The following is a 19,407-nucleotide window of genomic DNA, read 5'->3' as shown; positions in this document are numbered from 1 at the left end:
TTTTTAAATAAGGAGAGATTACAAAGTGGAAAGAGTAGTAGGAACTGTTGTTAGAGGGTTACGTTGCCCTATTATTAAAGAAGGTGACAGCATTGAAAATATAGTTGTTGAAAGCGTATTAAAGGCATCTGAAGTTGAAGGATTTGAAATTCAAGATAAGGATGTAGTTACAGTTACTGAATCAATAGTAGCTCGTGCTCAAGGAAACTATGCTTCAATAGATAATATAGCTAAGGATGTACAAGCTAAATTTGGTGAAGATACAATAGGTGTTATATTCCCAATTCTTAGCCGTAACCGTTTTGCTATATGTTTAAGAGGAATTGCTAAAGGAGCTCATAAGAAAATAGTTCTTATGCTTAGCTACCCTTCTGATGAAGTTGGTAACCACTTAGTTGATTTAGACATGTTAGATGAAAAGGGAGTTAACCCATGGACTGATGTTTTAACAGAAGCTAAATTCCGTGAGCTATTTGGATATAATAAGCATCCTTTCACTGGTGTTGACTACGTTGAATACTACAAGTCATTAATTGAAGAATATGGTGTAGAATGTGAAGTAATCTTCTCTAATGATGCAAAGACAATTTTAAATTATACAAAGAGTGTATTAGCTTGTGATATTCACTCAAGATTTAGAACTAAGAGAATCTTAAAGGCTAATGGTGGAGAAAAGATATACAGCCTTGATAACATATTATCAGAATCAATTGATGGAAGTGGATGTAATGAAGCTTATGGTCTTTTAGGTTCTAACAAATCTACAGAGGACAAAGTTAAGCTTTTCCCTCGTAACTGTCAACCAATAGTTGATAAAATTCAAGCTATATTAAAAGAAAAAACAGGAAAAGAAGTTGAAGTTATGGTTTATGGAGACGGGGCTTTCAAGGATCCTGTAGGTAAGATATGGGAACTTGCTGACCCAGTTGTATCTCCTGCTTATACTGCTGGATTAGAAGGAACTCCAAATGAAATCAAATTAAAATATCTTGCTGATAATGATTTTGCTGATTTAAAAGGTGAGGAATTAAAGAAGGCTATCTCTGAATACATTAAGAATAAAGATGCAGATTTAGTTGGTAATATGGCTTCTCAAGGAACAACTCCAAGAAGACTTACTGATTTAATAGGTTCTTTATCTGACTTAACATCTGGTAGTGGTGATAAAGGAACTCCTATTATATACATTCAAGGATATTTTGATAACTATACTAAATAGTATAATAATTAAGGGTTAAATTCTTACAATGAGAATTTAACCCTTTTATTTTTTATTTCCAAAGGCTTGGATCTTTATTGAAATATTTATAGCAAAATTAAAAACCACCTGAACTTAGGTGGGTTTTAATATACCTTATAAAATTATTTTTCAGTACCATTCATTATTCTAATAATGTTAGCTTTATGTCTTACTATTAATAATAGTGTAGATAAAAGCGCTGCAATTGTAATTGTCATATCTGCTCCTGTTAATAAACAAGTAATTGGCATAGATATTCCAAGAGCCATAGATCTAATAGATACAATTTTAGTAAAATACTTTAATATAAAGTAAGTAGCTACTCCTACCACTACTGATAAAGGACTTAATAAAAAGAAAGATCCTAGAGTTGTGTTAACTCCCTTTCCTCCTTTAAATGATAAAAAAGGTGTGAAATTATGTCCTAGTATAGAAGCTAATGCTACTAATGAAACATATAAGGAATAGTCCATATCTACAAGTCCACTTTTATGTATCCCTATTGCTATCGCTACAGGTACAAGCCCCTTTAACACATCAATAACCTGTGTTGCTACTGCCAATTTATGACCTAATACTCTTCTAACATTTGTGGAACCAATATTTCCACTACCTTCAGTTCTTATATCTACCCCCTTAAATTTCTTAGCTAAAATATATCCTGTAGGTATAGACCCTATAAAAAACGAAGCAATAATACTTAATATTGTCATAAACTCCTCCATCTGTCTTAGTTTTTCGTCTTATTATAACAAAATTTGCGCTTATAGTCAGTTAAAAATCTTATTTAATTTGCAAATTTAATAACTTAGTTAAATGTAATGCTTGCATTGTTGTAACAATAGCCCCCCTAACATCTTCAATATCTACATTTATACCATCTATATCACATGAGGTTAAATCCACCTTTTCAAAGGAAGTTTTATTACAATATGCATTTATAAAACTACTTTCCTCAACTGCTAACTTCTTATGTTTAACCTCTTGAAAGGTTGCTTCTTCAAAATCACTATTTAATATATACATACCATTTACTTTTGAAAATGAGAAATTAGAATATCTTCCTATTGAATCCTTAATTAGTACATCTTTTATATTACTTTCATCAAATCTAGTACCAACAAGCTTACAATTTATAAATTCTACCCTATGAATTCCACTATTACTTAAGTTTACATTTGATAAATCACAGCTTTCAAATCTAGTATCTATTAAATCAAGATTTTCAAAAGAACAATTAGTAAATACAACATTTTTAAACTTGCAGGAATCTATAGTTAATCCTCCTTCATTTTTTCCTTTTATAGAATATCCCTCAACAATTTTACTTACTATCTTTTCTTCATATATAACTTCATCATAAAAATCTTCAACCTCTTCTAAATCTATAAATTTAGGTTTTTGTATCTTAACCATATTCCTCTCCTATATCTATATAAACTCTTACTTAAGCTAGTCTCCTTCATGTAATTCTTTAGATATTATACTCCTACTTTGTGTAGATCCCATTATTTATTATATATTTAACTAGCATTTAAAAGCTATCTATATTATTATTAATTTAAACATTAATTAAAGGTAGGTACAAAAATGAATACATATTTAATAACTTATTATTTAAAAGAAGAATCTCATTCTTGTGGATGTGGAGACCATGGTGACCATGATCATCATCACCACCATCATGAAGAACGTGATGACTACGAAGTAACAGCACATATAAAAACATTAGGAGCATGGGCTCATTTAATGCCTACAAGTTTCTTAGTAAAAACTGATAAAAATTCTGAAGAAATAGTTTCATTCTTAAAAGACTTCTTAGAAGAAAAAGATATGATTTTTGTAAATAAAGTTGATAAAGAAGATTTAGCTTCACTTACACCTGGTGTTGTAGAGTGGATTAGGCAATAAAATTAGAGAGGGTATTTATTTTGATTATTATGTTCAAAATAAATACCCTCTCTTCTCATAATAAAATCAATGATTAATTTATTATTTTCACCTAATTTAAATAATCTTTTATTATATTCCCATCTAATACTTCTATAACTCTATCTGCCTTTTCAGCTATTCTGTTATCATGAGTTATTATTACAAAGGTTGTATTATACTTTTTATTAATATCTCTAAGTAGATTATATATCTCATTAGTCGTATTAGAATCTAAATTCCCCGTTGGTTCATCTGCCAAAATTATTTTAGGATTATTTATTAAGGCTCTAGCTATTGCTGCTCTTTGCTGTTGTCCACCGGATAAATCTGTAGCCATATTATTTTTTACTTTAGTTAATCCAACTAAATCTATAAGCTCTTTAGCCCTTTCTAAGATTTCCTTGTTTACCTTTTTTCCAGATATAGAATAAGGCATTAATATATTTTCAAGAACTGTAAATTCAGGCAAAAGATAATGAAACTGAAATATAAAGCCTAGTTCACTATTTCTTAAATTAGCAAGTTCATTCTTGTTCATACCTTCTACATTAATACCATTAATATAAAGTGTTCCACTACTTCCTTTAGATAAAGTTCCCATTATGTTTAGCAATGTACTTTTACCACTTCCACTTTGTCCTATAATAGAAACAAATTCTCCTTCGTTTATTGTTAAATCTGTATTATTTAATACCTTAGCTTTTACTTTTTCTCCATATACTTTTGTTATATTTTTAAGCTCTAATGCACTCATAACTTCCTCCTAATTGTTTCTTATAATATCTATTGGATCTAATTTAAGTGATTTTTTAGCTGCTATTATTGATGCTAAAACTGCTGCTAATATTGAAATAATTATGCTCATTAAAATAAACCCATAATACATATTTCCTGGAACTAATGGACTTCCATCAGATGTTTTAACCATAACTGTAAATATCTTAAATAAGGTTATTCCTAATATTCCTCCAGATAAAGCTCCAACTACACCAAAAATTAATCCTTGAAGTATAAAAATAGCTGCTGCACTTCTATTTCTTATTCCCATTGCCTTAAGTATTCCTATTTGCTTTGACTTTTGAATAACTGAAATAGCTAACACTCCAGCTATACTCATTGTTACAGATATTATAATAAATACTTGAATTGTAATACTTGATGTCTTCTGTCCACTTAATGCATCTAATAAACTTTCATTATCCTCTTTCCAATTTACAATATCTAAATCACTAGGAATGTAGGAAGATATACTTTTACTAATTTCATCACTCTCAAAAACATAATCATTATTAATCTTCATTTCTATAGATGAAACTTCCCCCTCTTTAGAGAAAATCTTTTGAGAGTTGGCTAAAGTTGTAATTACCCATGAATCATTCATTCCTTTTACTTTCAAGTCAACTATTCCAGTTACCCTAACCTTCTTTTCCCCAATGCTAGGAGATGAAAACCCTAATTCATCATCCACTTTTAAATTTAAATCTTCACTTAATCCCTTACCTATTAGCACTTCATTTTCATTTTGAGGAAATTCCCCTTCACTTATTTTATTACTTAAATCATAAATATCATTTTCTTTAGATAAATCTAACCCTCTAACTATAATTGATTTATTAGAATCTCCTTCTTTTACTATTGCAGGATTATCTAATACCCCCATTATATTTGTAATCTTATCTTCTTTATCTTTTATATTAGCTATAATGTCATTATAATTAGATATCCCCTTATCTTTTGAAGAAACTGTTATCTGAGAGGTATTACCTATTGTTTTATTTAATAAATTATCATTTAAGTTATTAATAAGTAACCCTAAGAAAAGTTGTACTGTAACTCCTAAAGCAATACCTAATGCTATTAAAATTGTCTGAGCTTTATTAGACTTTATAAATCTATAAGCTATTTTAAAATTATTTCTCATTGTTTTTCCCTCACTTTTTTCTTTTGTCACTACTACTTTAAGGGAGAGTTATTTATTCTAAATAAAAATGGTCTTAAATCCATCTTAATTAATTTACTTAAATATTTTAGGAAAAACTATTTATGTTATAATTTATAAAAAAACAAAGGATGATTGAAATGAATAAAATTTTATTAATAGATGATGAAATTGAAATTTTAGATATTTTAACTACTGTTTTAGAAATGGAAGGTTTTAAGCATATATATAGGGCAACTTCAGGAAAGGAAGGAATAGAACTATTTAGAAAAGAAAATCCTGATATAGTACTTTTGGATATAATGCTTCCAGACATTATAGGATATGATGTTTTTAAAGAAATAAGAAAAACAAGTGAAGTTCCAATACTCTTTCTTTCAGCAAAATCAGAAGAAGTAGATAGACTTCTAGGATTTGCCCTAGGAGCTGATGATTATATCACAAAACCTTTTAGTGCAAGAGAAGTTGCTTTTAGGGTTAAAGCTCGTCTTAGAAGATTTAGTAAAACCAGTATAGATGATAATAAAGTAATTAAATTTGATAATATAGAAATACATAAAGATAAAGGAACAGTATATAAGGATGGTAAACTATTAGAATTTACTGCAAAGGAGTTAAAACTTCTTTTATACTTTATTGATAATCCTAATAGAATTTTAAGTAAAGAGATGATCTGTAACGAGGTTTGGGGGGAAGATTTCTTTGGATACGACAATACTATAACTGTTCATATTAGAAAGCTTAGAAAGAAAATTGAAAATGACCCCTCAAATCCTAAATATATAACTACAGTAATAGGACTTGGATATAAATTTATAAGGGAGCGTAAAAATGATATTTAAACCTTCATTAAAGTTTATAGTTTCTTCTATAATTGCAATAATATTAATTTGCATAACAATAGGACTATATGATGTAAGTGTTAAGCATAGCTTTACTTCAGACTATTATCCTTCTGACTTTATTAATTCATTTAAAACACATATACATTTAGATGATAGTAATAATATTTATGTAGATTCTGAAGGGTTAGCTTTACTAAATAGCAATGATGTAAAACTCCAAATACTAGATATAAATAATAAGGAAGTTTATAGCTATAATAAACCAAAGGACTATCCAACAGAATATAATAATGAAACCTTAATTAATCTATATACAAATCCAGATCAAACCATGTTTTTATTTTCCAATTATTTCCAAGGAAATAGTTATACTACTCTTTTGTTTTTTAGTCCTAATAAAGTCGAAAGATTAATATTTGCTTATAATAAAGACCAATTGATTAAAGCTCATAATTTCCCATTGTTTATAGCAATAGTTATAATTTTTATACTACTTATTAGCTGTATATATTTAATACATATTACCCGTCCAATTAAGAGATTAGTGGATAGAATTAATAATCTATCCAAAGGGAAATATTCTATAGAGAATGTTGGAAAAGGAATATATTCAGATGTTAGAGAAAGCCTAAATATACTTTCAAATAGATTGTATACTAATGAACTTGAAAGAAATAAACTAGAGGAAATGAGAAAAGAATGGATTTCAAATATATCCCATGATATAAAAACTCCTCTAACTTCAATTAGGGGAAATGCAGAAATAATGTCTGTAAAAGATTATAAAATTAATGATGACCAAAGAATTAGGTATTCTAACATAATTATTAATAAGGTTGATTACATTAAAAATTTAGTTGAGGATTTAAACCTTTCCTCTCATCTTAAAGATAAGAACTTACTATTAAATAAAAAGGAAGTAAATATTATTACTCTAATAAGACATGTAATAATAGATATAATGAATGATGATAAATTTAATAATGGCTCAATTAATTTCACTTTTTATGAGAAAGATATAAAGATTAGTTTAGATGAAAACTTAATTAAAAGAGTTTTTATTAATTTAATTATAAACGCCTTCCTTCATAACGACTATAAGGTTAATGTAGAAGTAAAGGTTGAAAGAATAAATAAGTCTAGGGTGAAAATTCTAATAAAAGATGATGGCAAAGGTGTATGTCAAAAAGACTTAAGATACATTTTTGAAAGATATTATAGAGGCACTAATACTTCAAGTCAGGTAGAAGGTTCTGGATTAGGTATGGCAATAGCTCATGATATAATAGAGGCACATTCAGGAGCTATTTATGCTGAAAGTATTGAAGGTAGAGGAATGAAAATAACTATACTTATATAAAAGGTATAGTTTCATTTCTCCATTACCTATCTATTTTACTAAAAAAGAACTGCCTAAGGCAGTTCTATAAAAAACATTTACTATTTTATGTTGAAGAAAGCTTTTCTTCCTCTATATTCAGCTACATCTTCTAATTCCTCTTCAATTCTAATTAATTGATTGTACTTAGCAACTCTTTCAGATCTAGCTGGTGCACCAGTTTTAATTTGTCCTGCATTAACAGCAACAACTAAATCAGCTATTGTTGTATCTTCAGTTTCTCCTGATCTATGAGAAACTACTGCAGTCATTCCTGCTCTGTTAGCCATTTCAATAGCATTTAAAGTTTCAGTTAAAGTACCGATTTGGTTAAGCTTGATAAGAATTGAGTTAGCAACTCCCTTTTCAATTCCCATTTCTAATCTTTCAGTGTTAGTTACGAATAAATCGTCTCCTACTAATTGAACCTTCTTACCTAATCTGTCAGTAAGTAGCTTCCATCCTTCCCAATCTTCTTCAGCCATACCGTCTTCGATTGAGATTATTGGATACTTGTTAACCCAAGCTTCTAAGAAGTCTACCATTTCTTCAGCAGTTAAAGTTTTACCTTCATGCTCTAATACATACTTACCATCTTTGTAGTATTCTGAAGATGCAGCATCGATAGCGATAAACATATCTTCTCCTGCCTTGTATCCAGCCTTAGTTATAGCTTCGATAATAACTTCAATAGCTTCTTCGTTTGATTTAAGATTTGGAGCGAATCCACCTTCATCTCCAATAGCTGTTGAATATCCCTTATCATGTAATGTCTTCTTTAAAGTGTGGTATACTGTAGCGCACATTCTCATAGCATCTGAGAAAGTTTTAGCCCCTACTGGCATAACCATGAATTCTTGTAAATCAACTGAGTTATCAGCATGTGATCCCCCATTTATAATATTCATCATTGGTACTGGTAAAGTCTTAGAATTAACTCCTCCAATATACTTGTAAAGAGGCAATCCTAATGAGTTAGCAGCCGCTTGTGCACATGCTAAAGATACTCCTAAGATAGCATTAGCACCAAGCTTTCCTTTGTTTGGTGTACCATCTAATTCAATCATAGTTTTATCAATATATGGTTGGTCGAATACGTTACAACCTATTAATTCTTCTGCAATTATATCATTAACGTTTTTAACAGCATTTTCTACGCTCTTTCCTAGATAGTTATCTTTGTCACCATCTCTTAATTCTACAGCTTCGTATATACCTGTTGATGCTCCTGAAGGTACAGCTGCTCTTCCTACTGTTCCGTCTTCTAAGTAAACTTCAACCTCTACAGTAGGGAAACATCTAGAATCTAAAATTTGTCTTCCAACTATGTCGATTATTTCTACATAAGTTTTCATAAATATCACTCCTTAAATCTATATAAATAAAAATTTAGCTATTTTACAAAAGAGACCTACACATAGTGTATAGGTCTCCAACTACTTATAATTATGCAGTACAATTTATATAATTCACGATGTATTCAACTAAGTCAATGTAGTGTGTAAGTACATTGATAAAAATATTGTACTTTTTCATAATTGTAATTACTAATCACTATTGATTATTCTTCTCACTTAGATAATACTATTCTATAAATATTTTGTCAACTATTTCTCCTAAAGTAAATGATATAAACTATATCTATTACTCATCAAGTAAATATTCTTCAAACCTAGTTATATTATTCTTTTTTCCTATTACTACTATTAGTTCACCAGACTTTAAAATGTAATCTGGTGATACTTCTAATATGGTTCCCCCTTCTCCTTCAATAGCAATAATATTAAGCTTGTACTTCTTTCTTATGTTTGACTCTCTTATTTGAACTCCATCAAGTTTTTTAGGCACTTCCATTTCGCAAATATTTATATCATCATTAAGCTCTATAAAATCTAAAGCCTTTGAATATAAAAGTCTATTTGCAACTCTTATAGCCATATCATTTTCTGGATATACCACTCCTGCTCCAATCTTTGTTAGCACAGATCCATGGTCAAAACTTACTGCCTTTGCTATAACTCTTGGGATTCCCATATTAATTAAATTTAAAGTTGTAAGAATGCTAGCATCCATTTTTTCACCAATACATACAACTGCTGTTTCACAGTTTTGTATTCCTGTTTCTTCTAATGTTTCTCTATTTAGTATCTCTACCACAAAAGCATTACTTGTATATTGCCTTATTTGTTTTATTTTGCTCTCATCACTATCTATAACTAATACTTCTTTTCCAGCTTCTATTAAAGTTTTTGCTAGAGCAAATCCAAACCTCCCAAGACCAATTATTCCATACTCCATAGATTTATTCTCTTTAAACATAAAATCCTCCTATCCAATAATTACAGACTCTTCTGAATAACGTGCTTCTGGAAGCTTCTTTTGATACCAAATTGTTGCCATGGTAATAGGTCCAAGCCTTCCAATAAACATAATTAATACAATAATAAATTTACTTAATGATGCAAGATGTGGAGTTATACCAGTAGATAATCCTACAGTTCCAAAGGCACTTGTAACCTCAAATAGTAATTGCATAAATGAACTTTCTGGCTCTAATATACATAAGATAAAGGTTCCTATAATAACTACTAAGAAAGCTAGAATCACAAGATTAAATGCCTTCCATATTACACTTACAGGAAATTTCCTTTTAAATGCACCACAATGTTTATTAGTAGAGTTAGCATATAAACTCTTAGCTATAATAAAGGCTGTAGTAGTTTTTACACCACCACCTGTTGATCCAGGGGATGCTCCTATAAACATTAATATTACCAATGTAAATAACCCTGCATTTGTAAAGGTACCTAAGTTATATGTACTAAATCCAGCTGTCCTAGCTGAAGTACTAAAAAAGAACGCTCCAAGCCAAGATATATTTTCTGTCATCTTTAAAAGAATGGTGCCAACTATAAGCAATAAAGTAGTCATTAACAATACAACTTTTGTATGAAGACAAAACTTCTTAAAAGATCTTTTTTCAAATATTTCTTTTATTACTAAAAAACCTAGTCCACCAAAAATAATAAGAAAACATGTTGTTAAATTTAAAAGAATATTACTTTGATATGGTATGAGATTTTGTAATCCCCCTAATATATCAAATCCAGAATTATTAAATGCAGCTATGGAGTGAAAAACACTTATTCCTAAAGCCTTTAATGGTTCATAATCCTGTGAAAATACAATGTAACTTAGTATTACCCCTACTAATTCAAATAGTAAAGTCATTAAAAGCACTGCCTTAACTATTTTCACTAACCCTTTCATGCTCTCTAAATTCATAGCTTCTTTAATTAATTTACGTCCTTTAATACTTACCTTCTTACCTGCTAGAAGTATAAATCCAACTCCTACTGAGGTAACTCCAAGTCCACCAATTTGAATAAGCATGGCTACTACAGTTCTTCCAAAAACATTAAAGGTATCAGCTGTATCAACTGCTATTAACCCTGTTACACATACAGCACTAGTGGAAGTAAATAATGCATCTATAAAGGATATTTCTACTCCTTCATTCAGAGAAATTGGTAACATTAATAATATGGTTCCCATGATTATAACTAGTGCAAATCCTAATACAATTAATCTGCCTGGACTAATCTTTTTTATCAGCGGCATATGATACACTCTCCTCAGCAAAATAAATATACTTAAAATATTTAGTGCTATTATATATCCCATTTGTTTCAATAAATAAAATTTAATGTTAATTATCAGTTAATTTTTTTTAAATTCTCTTTATATGTTTTTGCAAAAATAGGATACTATAATTATGGTTTTATTTATATTAGATTTTTTATTAAAAAAGATTACACATAAAGGGAGGTGACTTATATGTTAGAATTACATGATAAGGTAGGTAATACTAACACTATTGACTTTAGTAACTATTTTGATAATAGTTCAAACTCTGTAAGGGAAATATACGAATATATATCTGATATTTATAAAGACCTGAACTTAAGTGGAGTTACTTTATGGACATATAACACTACTGCTAAACAACTAATTAAGGAATATGCATTGGGAATTTCAGAACTTACCCCACAAAATATTTGTATAGACTTAGATAAAAATAAAAAAGAAATACTTTTAGATTGTAATATTATTAGTACCACCCATAACTTGTCAGAATATTATTTATGGAAGGGTTATTATATTTTTGAAGACCCTTATTATAAAAGAATGTTTAAAAATGAATATATGACTGCTTATCCATTAGTATCTGGTCATAATCTTTTAGGACTTATAACTGTTTATTTTACTAAAGATAATTTTAACTCTACAGTAAACAATTGTATAAATAACATAGCTAAAAGACTTATATTATCTCTGGATAACTTATATCTAACCAACTCTTTAAAAAAAGAATTAGAGCTTAAAGAGGAGATTGAAAAAGAATTTGAATACTTTTTAAATATATCCACAGATTTGTATATAATCACTAATGATGATGGTGTTATAAAAAAAGTTAGCAATAGCTTTTTAAAGCTTTTAGGATGGTCAAATAAAGATATAGCAAATAAGAAATTAAATCATTTATTAAGCCCTTTTTACAAAAACGCATTACCCTCTATTAGTGAAATGAAAGAGAAATGTAACGATACTCATATCTATTGCAACATATTAGCCAAAGATACTAGCACAAAACTAATAGAGCTTAGCTACTCTTATGATAAAAGCACTGAACAGATTTTTATAATAGGAAAAAATATGGATGAATTATTAACTTTACAAAACAGAATAAACTTAGAAACTCATAAATCTGAGTTTTTAGCAAATATGTCCCATGATTTTAAAACCCCCTTAAATATAATTATATCTGCTTCTCAGTTAATTTTAGAAAGATTTGAAAACGATGCCTCAACTATTAATAGTAAGTATTGCAATTACCTGGAAAGTATAAAGTATAATTCTTATAGGCTGTTACGCTTAATTAATAACTTAATCGATGTGACAAAATTAGATGATGGTGCTATAAATTTATATAAAGAAAATGTAAATATAATACAGTTTTTAGAAGGTATTGTAACTTCTATAGCAGATTATATACATATCCTTGGTAAAAATATAATATTTGATACTGATGAAGAAGAAGTGTATTTATGCTGTGACCTTGAAAAAGTTGAAAGGGTTATGCTAAATTTAATATCTAACGCTCTGAAGTACACAAGTGATGACGGAATTATAAATATTACTATATCAACTGATTGGAATAATAAGAGATTATATGTTTCATTAAAGGATAATGGCATTGGTATATCAAAAGAAAATTCTCATTATATATTTAAAAGATTCACTCAAGTTAATAATGAAATAACAAAATCTAATATAGGTAGTGGTCTTGGTTTAAACATTGTGAAATCCATTATAGAAATGCATAGTGGGGATATTTATTTAAATGAAAACTATACTGAAGGAACAGAATTTATTTTTTATCTTCCTATTAGAAAATGTAATAATAAAGAAATCAATTCTAATAGGAAATCTATTGATTCAAGAGTGGAAAGGTTTAACATAGAATTGTCTGACATTTATAAATTTAATTAACATATTAAAAATTGGCAGTAATAAGAACTATACTGCCAATTTTTACGCTATACGACACCCCATATATTTTTTAGAAATATTTTATCTATAATATTATATTCCAATTTAATTCTTTTGTTAATTTATATAAGAGATTTATCTATAAACTTTCCTACAACTTCTACAGTAGGTTGAACATTAATAAAGGCATCTTCATCAACTTCCATAAGAATTTTCTTTATAAAAAGTAATTCATGCTTTGAAATTACTGTAACAATTGAAGATAAAGGATCATTTGTGTATCCACCTTTTAATGCTGTATGAACAGTAACTCCCCTTAAATTATTGGCTAATAACGCCTTTACAACTTCCTTTTCTTTTCTTGTATATATATTTACTGTAAGTTTATATTGTTGAACATAGAATATATCCACAAGCTTTGTTGTTGCAAATATAGATACTAAACTATAAAGCCCCATTTCTATTCCATACATTATTCCTGCAAGCGAAACTATAATACCATTTAATATAAACCCTATAACCCCAACAGATTTACCTGTAAGTTTTTGTACAACTAAAACAATTATATCAGTTCCAGCTGTAGAAAAACCTGCTCTAAAACAAAGTCCTGATCCTACTCCAGTTAAGGCACCTCCAAATATTGCAGCTAAGAAAACATTTTCAGTTACTAGGGTTTCTGGTATAACCTTAATAAATAATGAAGCTGAAATTACAGCAAATAAACTGTATATAGTAAATTTATTTCCAAGCTTTTTCCAAGATAAATATAAAAGTGGTAAGTTAATTATTAATACCCAAGTAGATATATCAATATTAACTCCTACAAAGTCATTTCCTATTGATGATAAAAGCATAGATAACCCTGTTACCCCACCTGAATATACCTTTGCAGGCGTTAAAAAGCAGTTTACACCTATTCCTGCTAGTATTCCATATAATAAAATTATTCCTATCCTTTGTAAAACTTTTTTATTCATTTTCAACCTCGTCCTATATTAGTTTTTCAAATGCTATTCTTTTGTTTCCATCTTCTAAATATATAATTCCACAATATTTAAAATCATTCTTTTCTAATAACCTTTGCATAGATATATTATCTTCATGTGTATCTACCTTTATACTATGGACATTCAAATCTAATGCTATCTTCTTAACACATTCAATTAAATAGGAAGATATACCATTACCCTTTAGGTCATTATCTACAGCTATTCTATGTATTACAGCGTATTCTTTATTACTTAACCATTCTCCTTGGTATATCTTATTATAAGTTACTTCCCCATTAAATGATAAAGCTAAGGTTGCAATAATTTTATTGTCCTTTTCTAGAACATAACTATAGCCATTATTAATATCCTCTATTATAGTATTCTCATTAGGATAATTATTTTGCCATTGGTCAATACCTTTTAATTTAAAGTAATCTTGTGATTGAGATATTATTTTCATAACACTATTTACATCACTTATATTAGTTTTTCTAAGTTCCATAACTCTCCTCCTTTGTTTTTTATTCTATTATACATAATAGTTACAATAAAAAAAACTAGCAATACTGCTAGTTTTCTTCATCTTATTAATAAGTTAATATCTCAGCTCCATCTTCAGTTATTAAAACTGTATATTCCCATTGAGCTGATGGTGAACCATCTTCTGTAATAGCTGTCCAATCATTATCAGAGTCTACATATATATCTTTCTTACCCATATTAATCATTGGCTCTATTGTAAATATCATACCTGGAACTAAAAGCATATCTGTTCCCTTCTTACCTACATGGGGAACAAATGGATCCTCATGGAATTGTATTCCTACCCCATGTCCTCCAAATTCTCTAACTACTGAGTAACCATTTTTCTCAGCATGTGTCTGACAAGCCTCTGAAATATCACCTAAGAATCCCCATGGCTTAGCAGCTTGAAGCCCTAAATCCAAACATTCCTTCGCTACTTTAACAAGCTTTTCAACCTCTGGATGTACGTTACCTATCATAAACATTCTTGATGCATCTGAATAATATCCATTATATATAGTAGATACATCTACATTTATTATATCTCCATCCTTAAGTATGATATCTTTACTTGGAATTCCATGACATACTTCTTCATTTATAGAAGTACATACACTCTTAGGGAATCCACCATAATTTAATGGTGCAGGAATGGCACCTTGTGAAACTGTAAAATCGTGTACTAAAGTATTTATATCTTCTGTAGACATTCCTGCCTTTATATTCTCAGCAACTAAATCTAGTACAGCTGTATTTATTTTAGCACTCTCTTTTATCCCTTGGATTTGAGCTTCATTTTTTATAATTTGTCTAGGTGGAACAATAGCACCTCTTAATCCATAAGATAGGATTTTTTCATCAAAGTTTAGGTGGCAATTCTTATATTTCTTTCCACTACCACACCAACATGCGTCATTTCTACTTAATTTCATCCATATCGCTCCTTTTCCTTATCTATTATATACTATACTCCTATATTAACAAAATATAAACATCATACAAGATTATTCTACAACGAAAAATTTATTCCATTGTTTTGTTAGATAACTTTACTATTTATGATACATATTATTCAATCTTAAGTTAACCTGTTTATTCCTAAATTTAGTATTAGTATAATGAAATATATAACGAAGGGGGAAAGATATATGAGTAACATTAAAGTAATTATTATGGATGTTGATGGCACATTAACTAATAGCAAAAAAGAAATTCCTAAAAAAACTAAAAATGCTCTAATTAAAGCCCAAGAGCTAGGAGCTATTCTAATATTAGCCTCTGGAAGACCTACATCTGGATTAATTGATTTTGCAAAGGAATTAAAAATGGATGAAAATCATGGCCTTTTAGTTTCTTTTAATGGATCAAAGGTAGTTGACTGTGAAACTAATAAAGTTCTATTTAATGAAACCATGACGGTAGAACAAGGACAAGCAGTTCTTGAACACATGAAGAAATTCAAAGTTAAGCCTATGATTGATAAAGACGACTACATGTATGTTAATAATGTTTTTGATAATGAAATCCAATTTAAAGGAGCACCTTTTAATGTAATTAAATATGAATCTCGTGGTGGTAAGTTTAAACTATGTGAAGTGGATGATTTAGCTGCTTTTGCTAACTATCCACTAAATAAAATTTTAACTGCTGGAGATCCTGACTATTTACAAGAACATTATAAAGAAATGATGGAGCCTTTTAAGGATACATTAAACTGTATGTTTACAGGACCTTTCTATTTTGAATTTACTGCAAAAGGCATTGATAAAGCAAAGGCGTTAGATACTGTACTTATTCCTATGGGATATAAAAAAGAAGAAATGATTGCTTTTGGAGATGGGCACAATGATGCTTCAATGGTTAAATACGCTGGTATTGGAGTTGCTATGGAGAATGCCGTAGATGATTTAAAGGCTATAGCTAATGAAATAACCTTATCAAATGAAGAAGATGGAATTGCTTATACTCTAAGCAAATATATAAAAGGATTAGAAAGTTAAATAATATGTTGTATAATGTTCATGAGGTGATCTTCATGAACATTTTTAGTAAACTAGATAAATTAACAGATTTAACTCAAAATGAAAAAACATTAGTATGCTATATGCAGGATAATTCTGAAGACTTTATAAGAATGAGTGCTTCTGAAATTAGTAAAGCTTGCTTTGTTTCAACATCAAGCATTTATAGACTATGCAAAAAGATAGGTTTAGCTGGCTTGGCTGAATTAAAAGTACAAGTCTCCTTATCAATTAATGAGTATTTAAAGGAACAAAATTCACTTAACTTTGATTATCCATTTAAACAAAATGAAACACAAAATCAGGTTATATTAAAAATGAAAGAACTATATGAACAAACTATACACTCTTCTTTAAATTTGATAGATTTAAATACATTAAAATTGGTAGCAAGCATTCTAAAAAAAGCTATATATATTGATTTTTATACTTCTGCTGGAAACATATTTTTTGCAGAAAACTTTAAGTTTCAAATGCAAGAAATCGGCACTTTTATAAATGTACCTATAGAAGAATATCATCAACTTTTAACTGCTCCTACTAGTGATGAAAAACATGTTGCAATAATTGTTTCTTTTGAAGGCAGAGGATTAATAATAGAAAACTTAGCTAATATTTTAAAAAAGAATAATACCCCTATCATTTTAATTTCTTCTACAAATGAGAATCCAATTACTAAATATGCTGATTATCATTTATATTTAAGTTCAAATGAAAATCATTTCAATAAAATTTCATCATTTTCAACAAGACTATCATTATTGTATCTTTTAGATTGTATATATACTTGCTATTTTAAATTTGACTATGAAAAAAACGTTAACTATAAATTAAGCACATACAAAAAATTATCTAGTAAGATATAAAAAATAGTGGATATTCATTTTGCTATTCCTGCCACAAAATAAATATCCAACTACTTAAACTAAATATAAGTAAAATATTTAATTTAATTCTCTTACATTCCACTTAACAAATAAAATAAGCCCAACATTAACTATAGCTGTTATTATCAATATAATTCCTATATGTATTCCCATATCTATTACTTGTCCAAACAATAACTGTCCAGGAGCTACACTTATAGTTGCTACTGCTGTAGAAAAGGCTGATACACGTCCTAGCATATCTGAAGGCACCTCTTTTTGAATAAAAGTTAGTGTTAGTACATTTGATAATGCTAGAGATAGCATAATTGCCATACCACTAACACCAAAAAGTCCAGCCAAAACATAATTATTTAACCTAATAAATCCTAACGTAGCCATTAAAGTAACCCCTACTATCATAGGAAAATATGTATAATGTACCTTCTTCATTGAGAACATCTTTGGTTTTATACTTATCCAAAAACCACCTAAAATCATACCTAAAACACATATTCCTTCTACTACTCCATAAACTTGTGAAGGTAGCCCAAGTAATATATTTATAAAGTATGGTGCTACTATTGATAATATAGGTACTAAGAATATATTACATAAAGCATATGAAGCTATAATTCCTAATATTATCTTCTTTTCTTTCTTTAAGTATACAAAGCTATGTCCCATATCTATAAAGGATTTCTTTATAAATTCTACAGATAAAACCTTGCCCTTATCTGTATCCTCATCTCTCTTAACCACATCTGGAATATCTAAGAATAACTCCATTATTGCTGATACTAAAAAGCTTATGGCATTTATTATTACTATTAATTTTATACCTACTAATCCATAAAGTACTCCTGCAAGTATTGGTCCAAGGAAGTTAACAACAGATCCTACTTGATTAATTATTCCATTTGCTGATGTTAGCTTATCTTCTTCAACTATTTGTGGAATTGAAGACACTACTGCAGGGCCATATAGAGTATAACATACGGATAACATAAACATTACTATGGCTACTATCAACTCACTATCTTTTCCTCTAAGTAATATAAATGCATATATCCCTATTAAAATTGAGCAGAATAGATCTAAATAAACCATTATCTTTTTTCTATTTATTTTATCTGAAAGTCTTCCTGCAATTGGTGCAAATAGTATATAAGGTATTGTTGATATTGCTAATATATTAGCAAAGGCAGCTGTACTCCCTGTAAATTCTAATAAGTATAGGGACATACTAAATCTTTGAATAGCATTTCCAAAAAGTGAAATAATCTGCCCTATAACTATTATTATAAAGTTTTTATTTCTCATGCACCCTCCCTAAAAAGCTCGTACTCTGTACATATTGGATATTCACCATTTTCACTTTCTTTAAGGTTGGCATCTATGCCGTAAATTTCTTTTAATGCTTTTTTATTAATTACATCCATTGGTTTTCCCTGGCATATTACTTTACCTTTTTTAAGTCCAATAATGTTATCTGCAAATCTACATGCATTATTAAGCTCATGTAAAACTATAACTACTGTAATATTCTTTTCTTTATTAAGCTTTTGAAGGACCTCTAATACTTCAAGTTGATAAGACATATCTAAATAAGTAGTAGGTTCATCAAGCATTATAATTTCTGTCTCTTGTGCTAAAGTCATAGCAATCCAAGCTCTCTGTCTTTGACCACCAGAAAGATTTTCAACTTCTCTGTCAGCAAACTCACTAAGACCTGTCTCTTTTATAGCCCAATCAATAACTTCCTTATCATGGTTATTAAGTCCACCTATCATTTTTTGATGAGGAAATCTTCCAAAGGCTACAAGCTCTCTTACAGTAAGACCACTTGGACAAACTGGTCCTTGAGGAAGAAATGCAACTTCCTTTGCTATATTCTTTTCCTTTATCTTCTTTATATTTTTATTATTTATAAAGATATCTCCCGATTTTGGCTTATTAATTCTAGATATGGTCTTAAGCAAAGTTGATTTTCCACATCCATTTGCTCCAATTATTATACTTATTTTCCCCTTTGGGAAACTTAAATCCATATTTTCAATTATTGTATTATTTTCATATGATACTGATAAGTTCCTTACACTAATAGCTTCCATAA

At 28.9% G+C, this 19,407-nt stretch carries 19 protein-coding genes; 7 read left to right on the top strand and 12 right to left on the bottom strand.

Features of this window, described 5'->3' with window-relative positions; genetic code table 11:
* Positions 1–25 precede the first annotated feature (25 nt).
* Complete coding sequence (locus KIB46_RS02160; RefSeq protein ID WP_291670521.1) at positions 26–1,219, top strand: coenzyme F420-0:L-glutamate ligase; 1,194 nt, start codon at positions 26–28, stop codon at positions 1,217–1,219.
* A 143-nt stretch (positions 1,220–1,362) separates the two neighbouring features.
* Here KIB46_RS02160 and plsY read toward each other — a convergent pair whose 3' ends face one another.
* Complete coding sequence (plsY, locus tag KIB46_RS02155) at positions 1,363–1,953, bottom strand: glycerol-3-phosphate 1-O-acyltransferase PlsY (protein ID WP_156559973.1); 591 nt, start codon at positions 1,951–1,953, stop codon at positions 1,363–1,365.
* Between the two features lie 70 nt (positions 1,954–2,023).
* A complete protein-coding gene (locus KIB46_RS02150) occupies positions 2,024–2,656 on the bottom strand; it encodes a pentapeptide repeat-containing protein (protein ID WP_291670520.1) in 633 nt (210 codons plus the stop codon).
* 174 nt (positions 2,657–2,830) lie between these two features.
* Here KIB46_RS02150 and KIB46_RS02145 point away from each other — a divergent pair, with 174 nt between their 5' ends.
* Positions 2,831–3,151 carry a hypothetical protein gene (locus tag KIB46_RS02145; protein WP_156559967.1) on the top strand — a complete coding sequence of 107 codons (321 nt, stop codon included), beginning with the start codon at positions 2,831–2,833 and terminating at the stop codon, positions 3,149–3,151.
* 91 nt (positions 3,152–3,242) lie between these two features.
* On the opposite strand, the gene KIB46_RS02140 is transcribed toward KIB46_RS02145, so the two are convergent.
* Positions 3,243–3,926, bottom strand: coding sequence for an ABC transporter ATP-binding protein (locus KIB46_RS02140; RefSeq protein ID WP_156559965.1), 684 nt, complete (start codon positions 3,924–3,926; stop codon positions 3,243–3,245).
* Between the two features lie 9 nt (positions 3,927–3,935).
* Positions 3,936–5,093, bottom strand: coding sequence for an FtsX-like permease family protein (locus KIB46_RS02135; RefSeq protein WP_291670519.1), 1,158 nt, complete (start codon positions 5,091–5,093; stop codon positions 3,936–3,938).
* Positions 5,094–5,251: 158 nt separating this feature from the next.
* On the opposite strand from KIB46_RS02135, the gene KIB46_RS02130 reads away from it, so the two are divergent.
* Positions 5,252–5,953, top strand: a complete 702-nt coding sequence (locus tag KIB46_RS02130; protein WP_291670494.1) for a response regulator transcription factor — start codon at positions 5,252–5,254, stop codon at positions 5,951–5,953.
* Positions 5,943–7,316: a HAMP domain-containing sensor histidine kinase gene (locus KIB46_RS02125; RefSeq protein ID WP_291670492.1), complete on the top strand. Its 1,374-nt coding sequence runs from the start codon at positions 5,943–5,945 to the stop codon at positions 7,314–7,316. Before KIB46_RS02130 ends, KIB46_RS02125 begins: the two co-directional genes overlap by 11 nt.
* Positions 7,317–7,396: 80 nt before the next feature.
* On the opposite strand, the gene eno is transcribed toward KIB46_RS02125, so the two are convergent.
* From eno to KIB46_RS02110, 3 genes are all read right to left on the bottom strand, one after another.
* Positions 7,397–8,689, bottom strand: a complete 1,293-nt coding sequence (eno, locus tag KIB46_RS02120; protein WP_291670491.1) for a phosphopyruvate hydratase — start codon at positions 8,687–8,689, stop codon at positions 7,397–7,399.
* 289 nt (positions 8,690–8,978) lie between these two features.
* A complete protein-coding gene (locus KIB46_RS02115; protein ID WP_156559951.1) occupies positions 8,979–9,653 on the bottom strand; it encodes a TrkA family potassium uptake protein in 675 nt (224 codons plus the stop codon).
* A 9-nt stretch (positions 9,654–9,662) separates the two neighbouring features.
* Positions 9,663–10,955: a potassium transporter TrkG gene (locus tag KIB46_RS02110; RefSeq protein WP_156559949.1), complete on the bottom strand. Its 1,293-nt coding sequence runs from the start codon at positions 10,953–10,955 to the stop codon at positions 9,663–9,665.
* 216 nt (positions 10,956–11,171) lie between these two features.
* On the opposite strand from KIB46_RS02110, the gene KIB46_RS02105 reads away from it, so the two are divergent.
* The gene (locus tag KIB46_RS02105; RefSeq protein ID WP_291670487.1) at positions 11,172–12,887 is read left to right on the top strand and encodes an ATP-binding protein; all 1,716 of its coding nucleotides are present in this window, start codon (positions 11,172–11,174) and stop codon (positions 12,885–12,887) included.
* A 122-nt stretch (positions 12,888–13,009) separates the two neighbouring features.
* Here the strand turns inward: KIB46_RS02105 and KIB46_RS02100 are convergent, their stop codons facing one another.
* From KIB46_RS02100 to KIB46_RS02090, 3 genes are all read right to left on the bottom strand, one after another.
* Positions 13,010–13,864 carry a YitT family protein gene (locus tag KIB46_RS02100; RefSeq protein WP_291670484.1) on the bottom strand — a complete coding sequence of 285 codons (855 nt, stop codon included), beginning with the start codon at positions 13,862–13,864 and terminating at the stop codon, positions 13,010–13,012.
* 13 nt (positions 13,865–13,877) lie between these two features.
* Complete coding sequence (locus KIB46_RS02095; RefSeq protein WP_291670482.1) at positions 13,878–14,381, bottom strand: GNAT family N-acetyltransferase; 504 nt, start codon at positions 14,379–14,381, stop codon at positions 13,878–13,880.
* Positions 14,382–14,466: 85 nt separating this feature from the next.
* Positions 14,467–15,336 carry a methionyl aminopeptidase gene (locus KIB46_RS02090; RefSeq protein WP_291670479.1) on the bottom strand — a complete coding sequence of 290 codons (870 nt, stop codon included), beginning with the start codon at positions 15,334–15,336 and terminating at the stop codon, positions 14,467–14,469.
* A gap of 216 nt (positions 15,337–15,552) precedes the next feature.
* Here KIB46_RS02090 and KIB46_RS02085 point away from each other — a divergent pair, with 216 nt between their 5' ends.
* Both KIB46_RS02085 and KIB46_RS02080 read left to right on the top strand, forming a co-directional pair.
* On the top strand, positions 15,553–16,404 hold the full coding sequence (locus KIB46_RS02085; protein WP_291670478.1) for a Cof-type HAD-IIB family hydrolase: 852 nt from the start codon (positions 15,553–15,555) through the stop codon (positions 16,402–16,404).
* Positions 16,405–16,439: 35 nt separating this feature from the next.
* Entirely contained in the window at positions 16,440–17,291 is an 852-nt protein-coding gene (locus KIB46_RS02080) for a MurR/RpiR family transcriptional regulator (protein ID WP_291670476.1), read from the top strand.
* Between the two features lie 78 nt (positions 17,292–17,369).
* Here the strand turns inward: KIB46_RS02080 and KIB46_RS02075 are convergent, their stop codons facing one another.
* Positions 17,370–18,614, bottom strand: coding sequence for an MFS transporter (locus KIB46_RS02075; protein WP_291670473.1), 1,245 nt, complete (start codon positions 18,612–18,614; stop codon positions 17,370–17,372).
* On the bottom strand, positions 18,611–19,405 hold the full coding sequence (locus KIB46_RS02070) for an ABC transporter ATP-binding protein (protein ID WP_156559925.1): 795 nt from the start codon (positions 19,403–19,405) through the stop codon (positions 18,611–18,613). Before KIB46_RS02070 ends, KIB46_RS02075 begins: the two co-directional genes overlap by 4 nt.
* Positions 19,406–19,407: the final 2 nt, after the last annotated feature.

Source organism: Clostridium sp., from assembly GCF_018372875.1.
Classification (GTDB): Bacteria; Bacillota; Clostridia; order Clostridiales; family Clostridiaceae; genus Clostridium.
This window is presented reverse-complemented; position numbering and strand designations above follow the sequence as displayed.

Bases quoted from the DNA above. Each gene is read 5' to 3' on its own strand.
- plsY (WP_156559973.1), bottom strand. From the start codon at position 1,953: ATGACAATATTAAGTATTATTGCTTCGTTTTTTATAGGGTCTATACCT.
- KIB46_RS02150 (WP_291670520.1), bottom strand. From the start codon at position 2,656: ATGGTTAAGATACAAAAACCTAAATTTATAGATTTAGAAGAGGTTGAA.
- KIB46_RS02145 (WP_156559967.1), top strand. From the start codon at position 2,831: ATGAATACATATTTAATAACTTATTATTTAAAAGAAGAATCTCATTCT.
- KIB46_RS02140 (WP_156559965.1), bottom strand. From the start codon at position 3,926: ATGAGTGCATTAGAGCTTAAAAATATAACAAAAGTATATGGAGAAAAA.
- KIB46_RS02135 (WP_291670519.1), bottom strand. From the start codon at position 5,093: ATGAGAAATAATTTTAAAATAGCTTATAGATTTATAAAGTCTAATAAA.
- KIB46_RS02130 (WP_291670494.1), top strand. From the start codon at position 5,252: ATGAATAAAATTTTATTAATAGATGATGAAATTGAAATTTTAGATATT.
- KIB46_RS02125 (WP_291670492.1), top strand. From the start codon at position 5,943: ATGATATTTAAACCTTCATTAAAGTTTATAGTTTCTTCTATAATTGCA.
- eno (WP_291670491.1), bottom strand. From the start codon at position 8,689: ATGAAAACTTATGTAGAAATAATCGACATAGTTGGAAGACAAATTTTA.
- KIB46_RS02115 (WP_156559951.1), bottom strand. From the start codon at position 9,653: ATGTTTAAAGAGAATAAATCTATGGAGTATGGAATAATTGGTCTTGGG.
- KIB46_RS02110 (WP_156559949.1), bottom strand. From the start codon at position 10,955: ATGCCGCTGATAAAAAAGATTAGTCCAGGCAGATTAATTGTATTAGGA.
- KIB46_RS02105 (WP_291670487.1), top strand. From the start codon at position 11,172: ATGTTAGAATTACATGATAAGGTAGGTAATACTAACACTATTGACTTT.
- KIB46_RS02100 (WP_291670484.1), bottom strand. From the start codon at position 13,864: ATGAATAAAAAAGTTTTACAAAGGATAGGAATAATTTTATTATATGGA.
- KIB46_RS02095 (WP_291670482.1), bottom strand. From the start codon at position 14,381: ATGGAACTTAGAAAAACTAATATAAGTGATGTAAATAGTGTTATGAAA.
- KIB46_RS02090 (WP_291670479.1), bottom strand. From the start codon at position 15,336: ATGAAATTAAGTAGAAATGACGCATGTTGGTGTGGTAGTGGAAAGAAA.
- KIB46_RS02085 (WP_291670478.1), top strand. From the start codon at position 15,553: ATGAGTAACATTAAAGTAATTATTATGGATGTTGATGGCACATTAACT.
- KIB46_RS02080 (WP_291670476.1), top strand. From the start codon at position 16,440: ATGAACATTTTTAGTAAACTAGATAAATTAACAGATTTAACTCAAAAT.
- KIB46_RS02075 (WP_291670473.1), bottom strand. From the start codon at position 18,614: ATGAGAAATAAAAACTTTATAATAATAGTTATAGGGCAGATTATTTCA.
- KIB46_RS02070 (WP_156559925.1), bottom strand. From the start codon at position 19,405: ATGGAAGCTATTAGTGTAAGGAACTTATCAGTATCATATGAAAATAAT.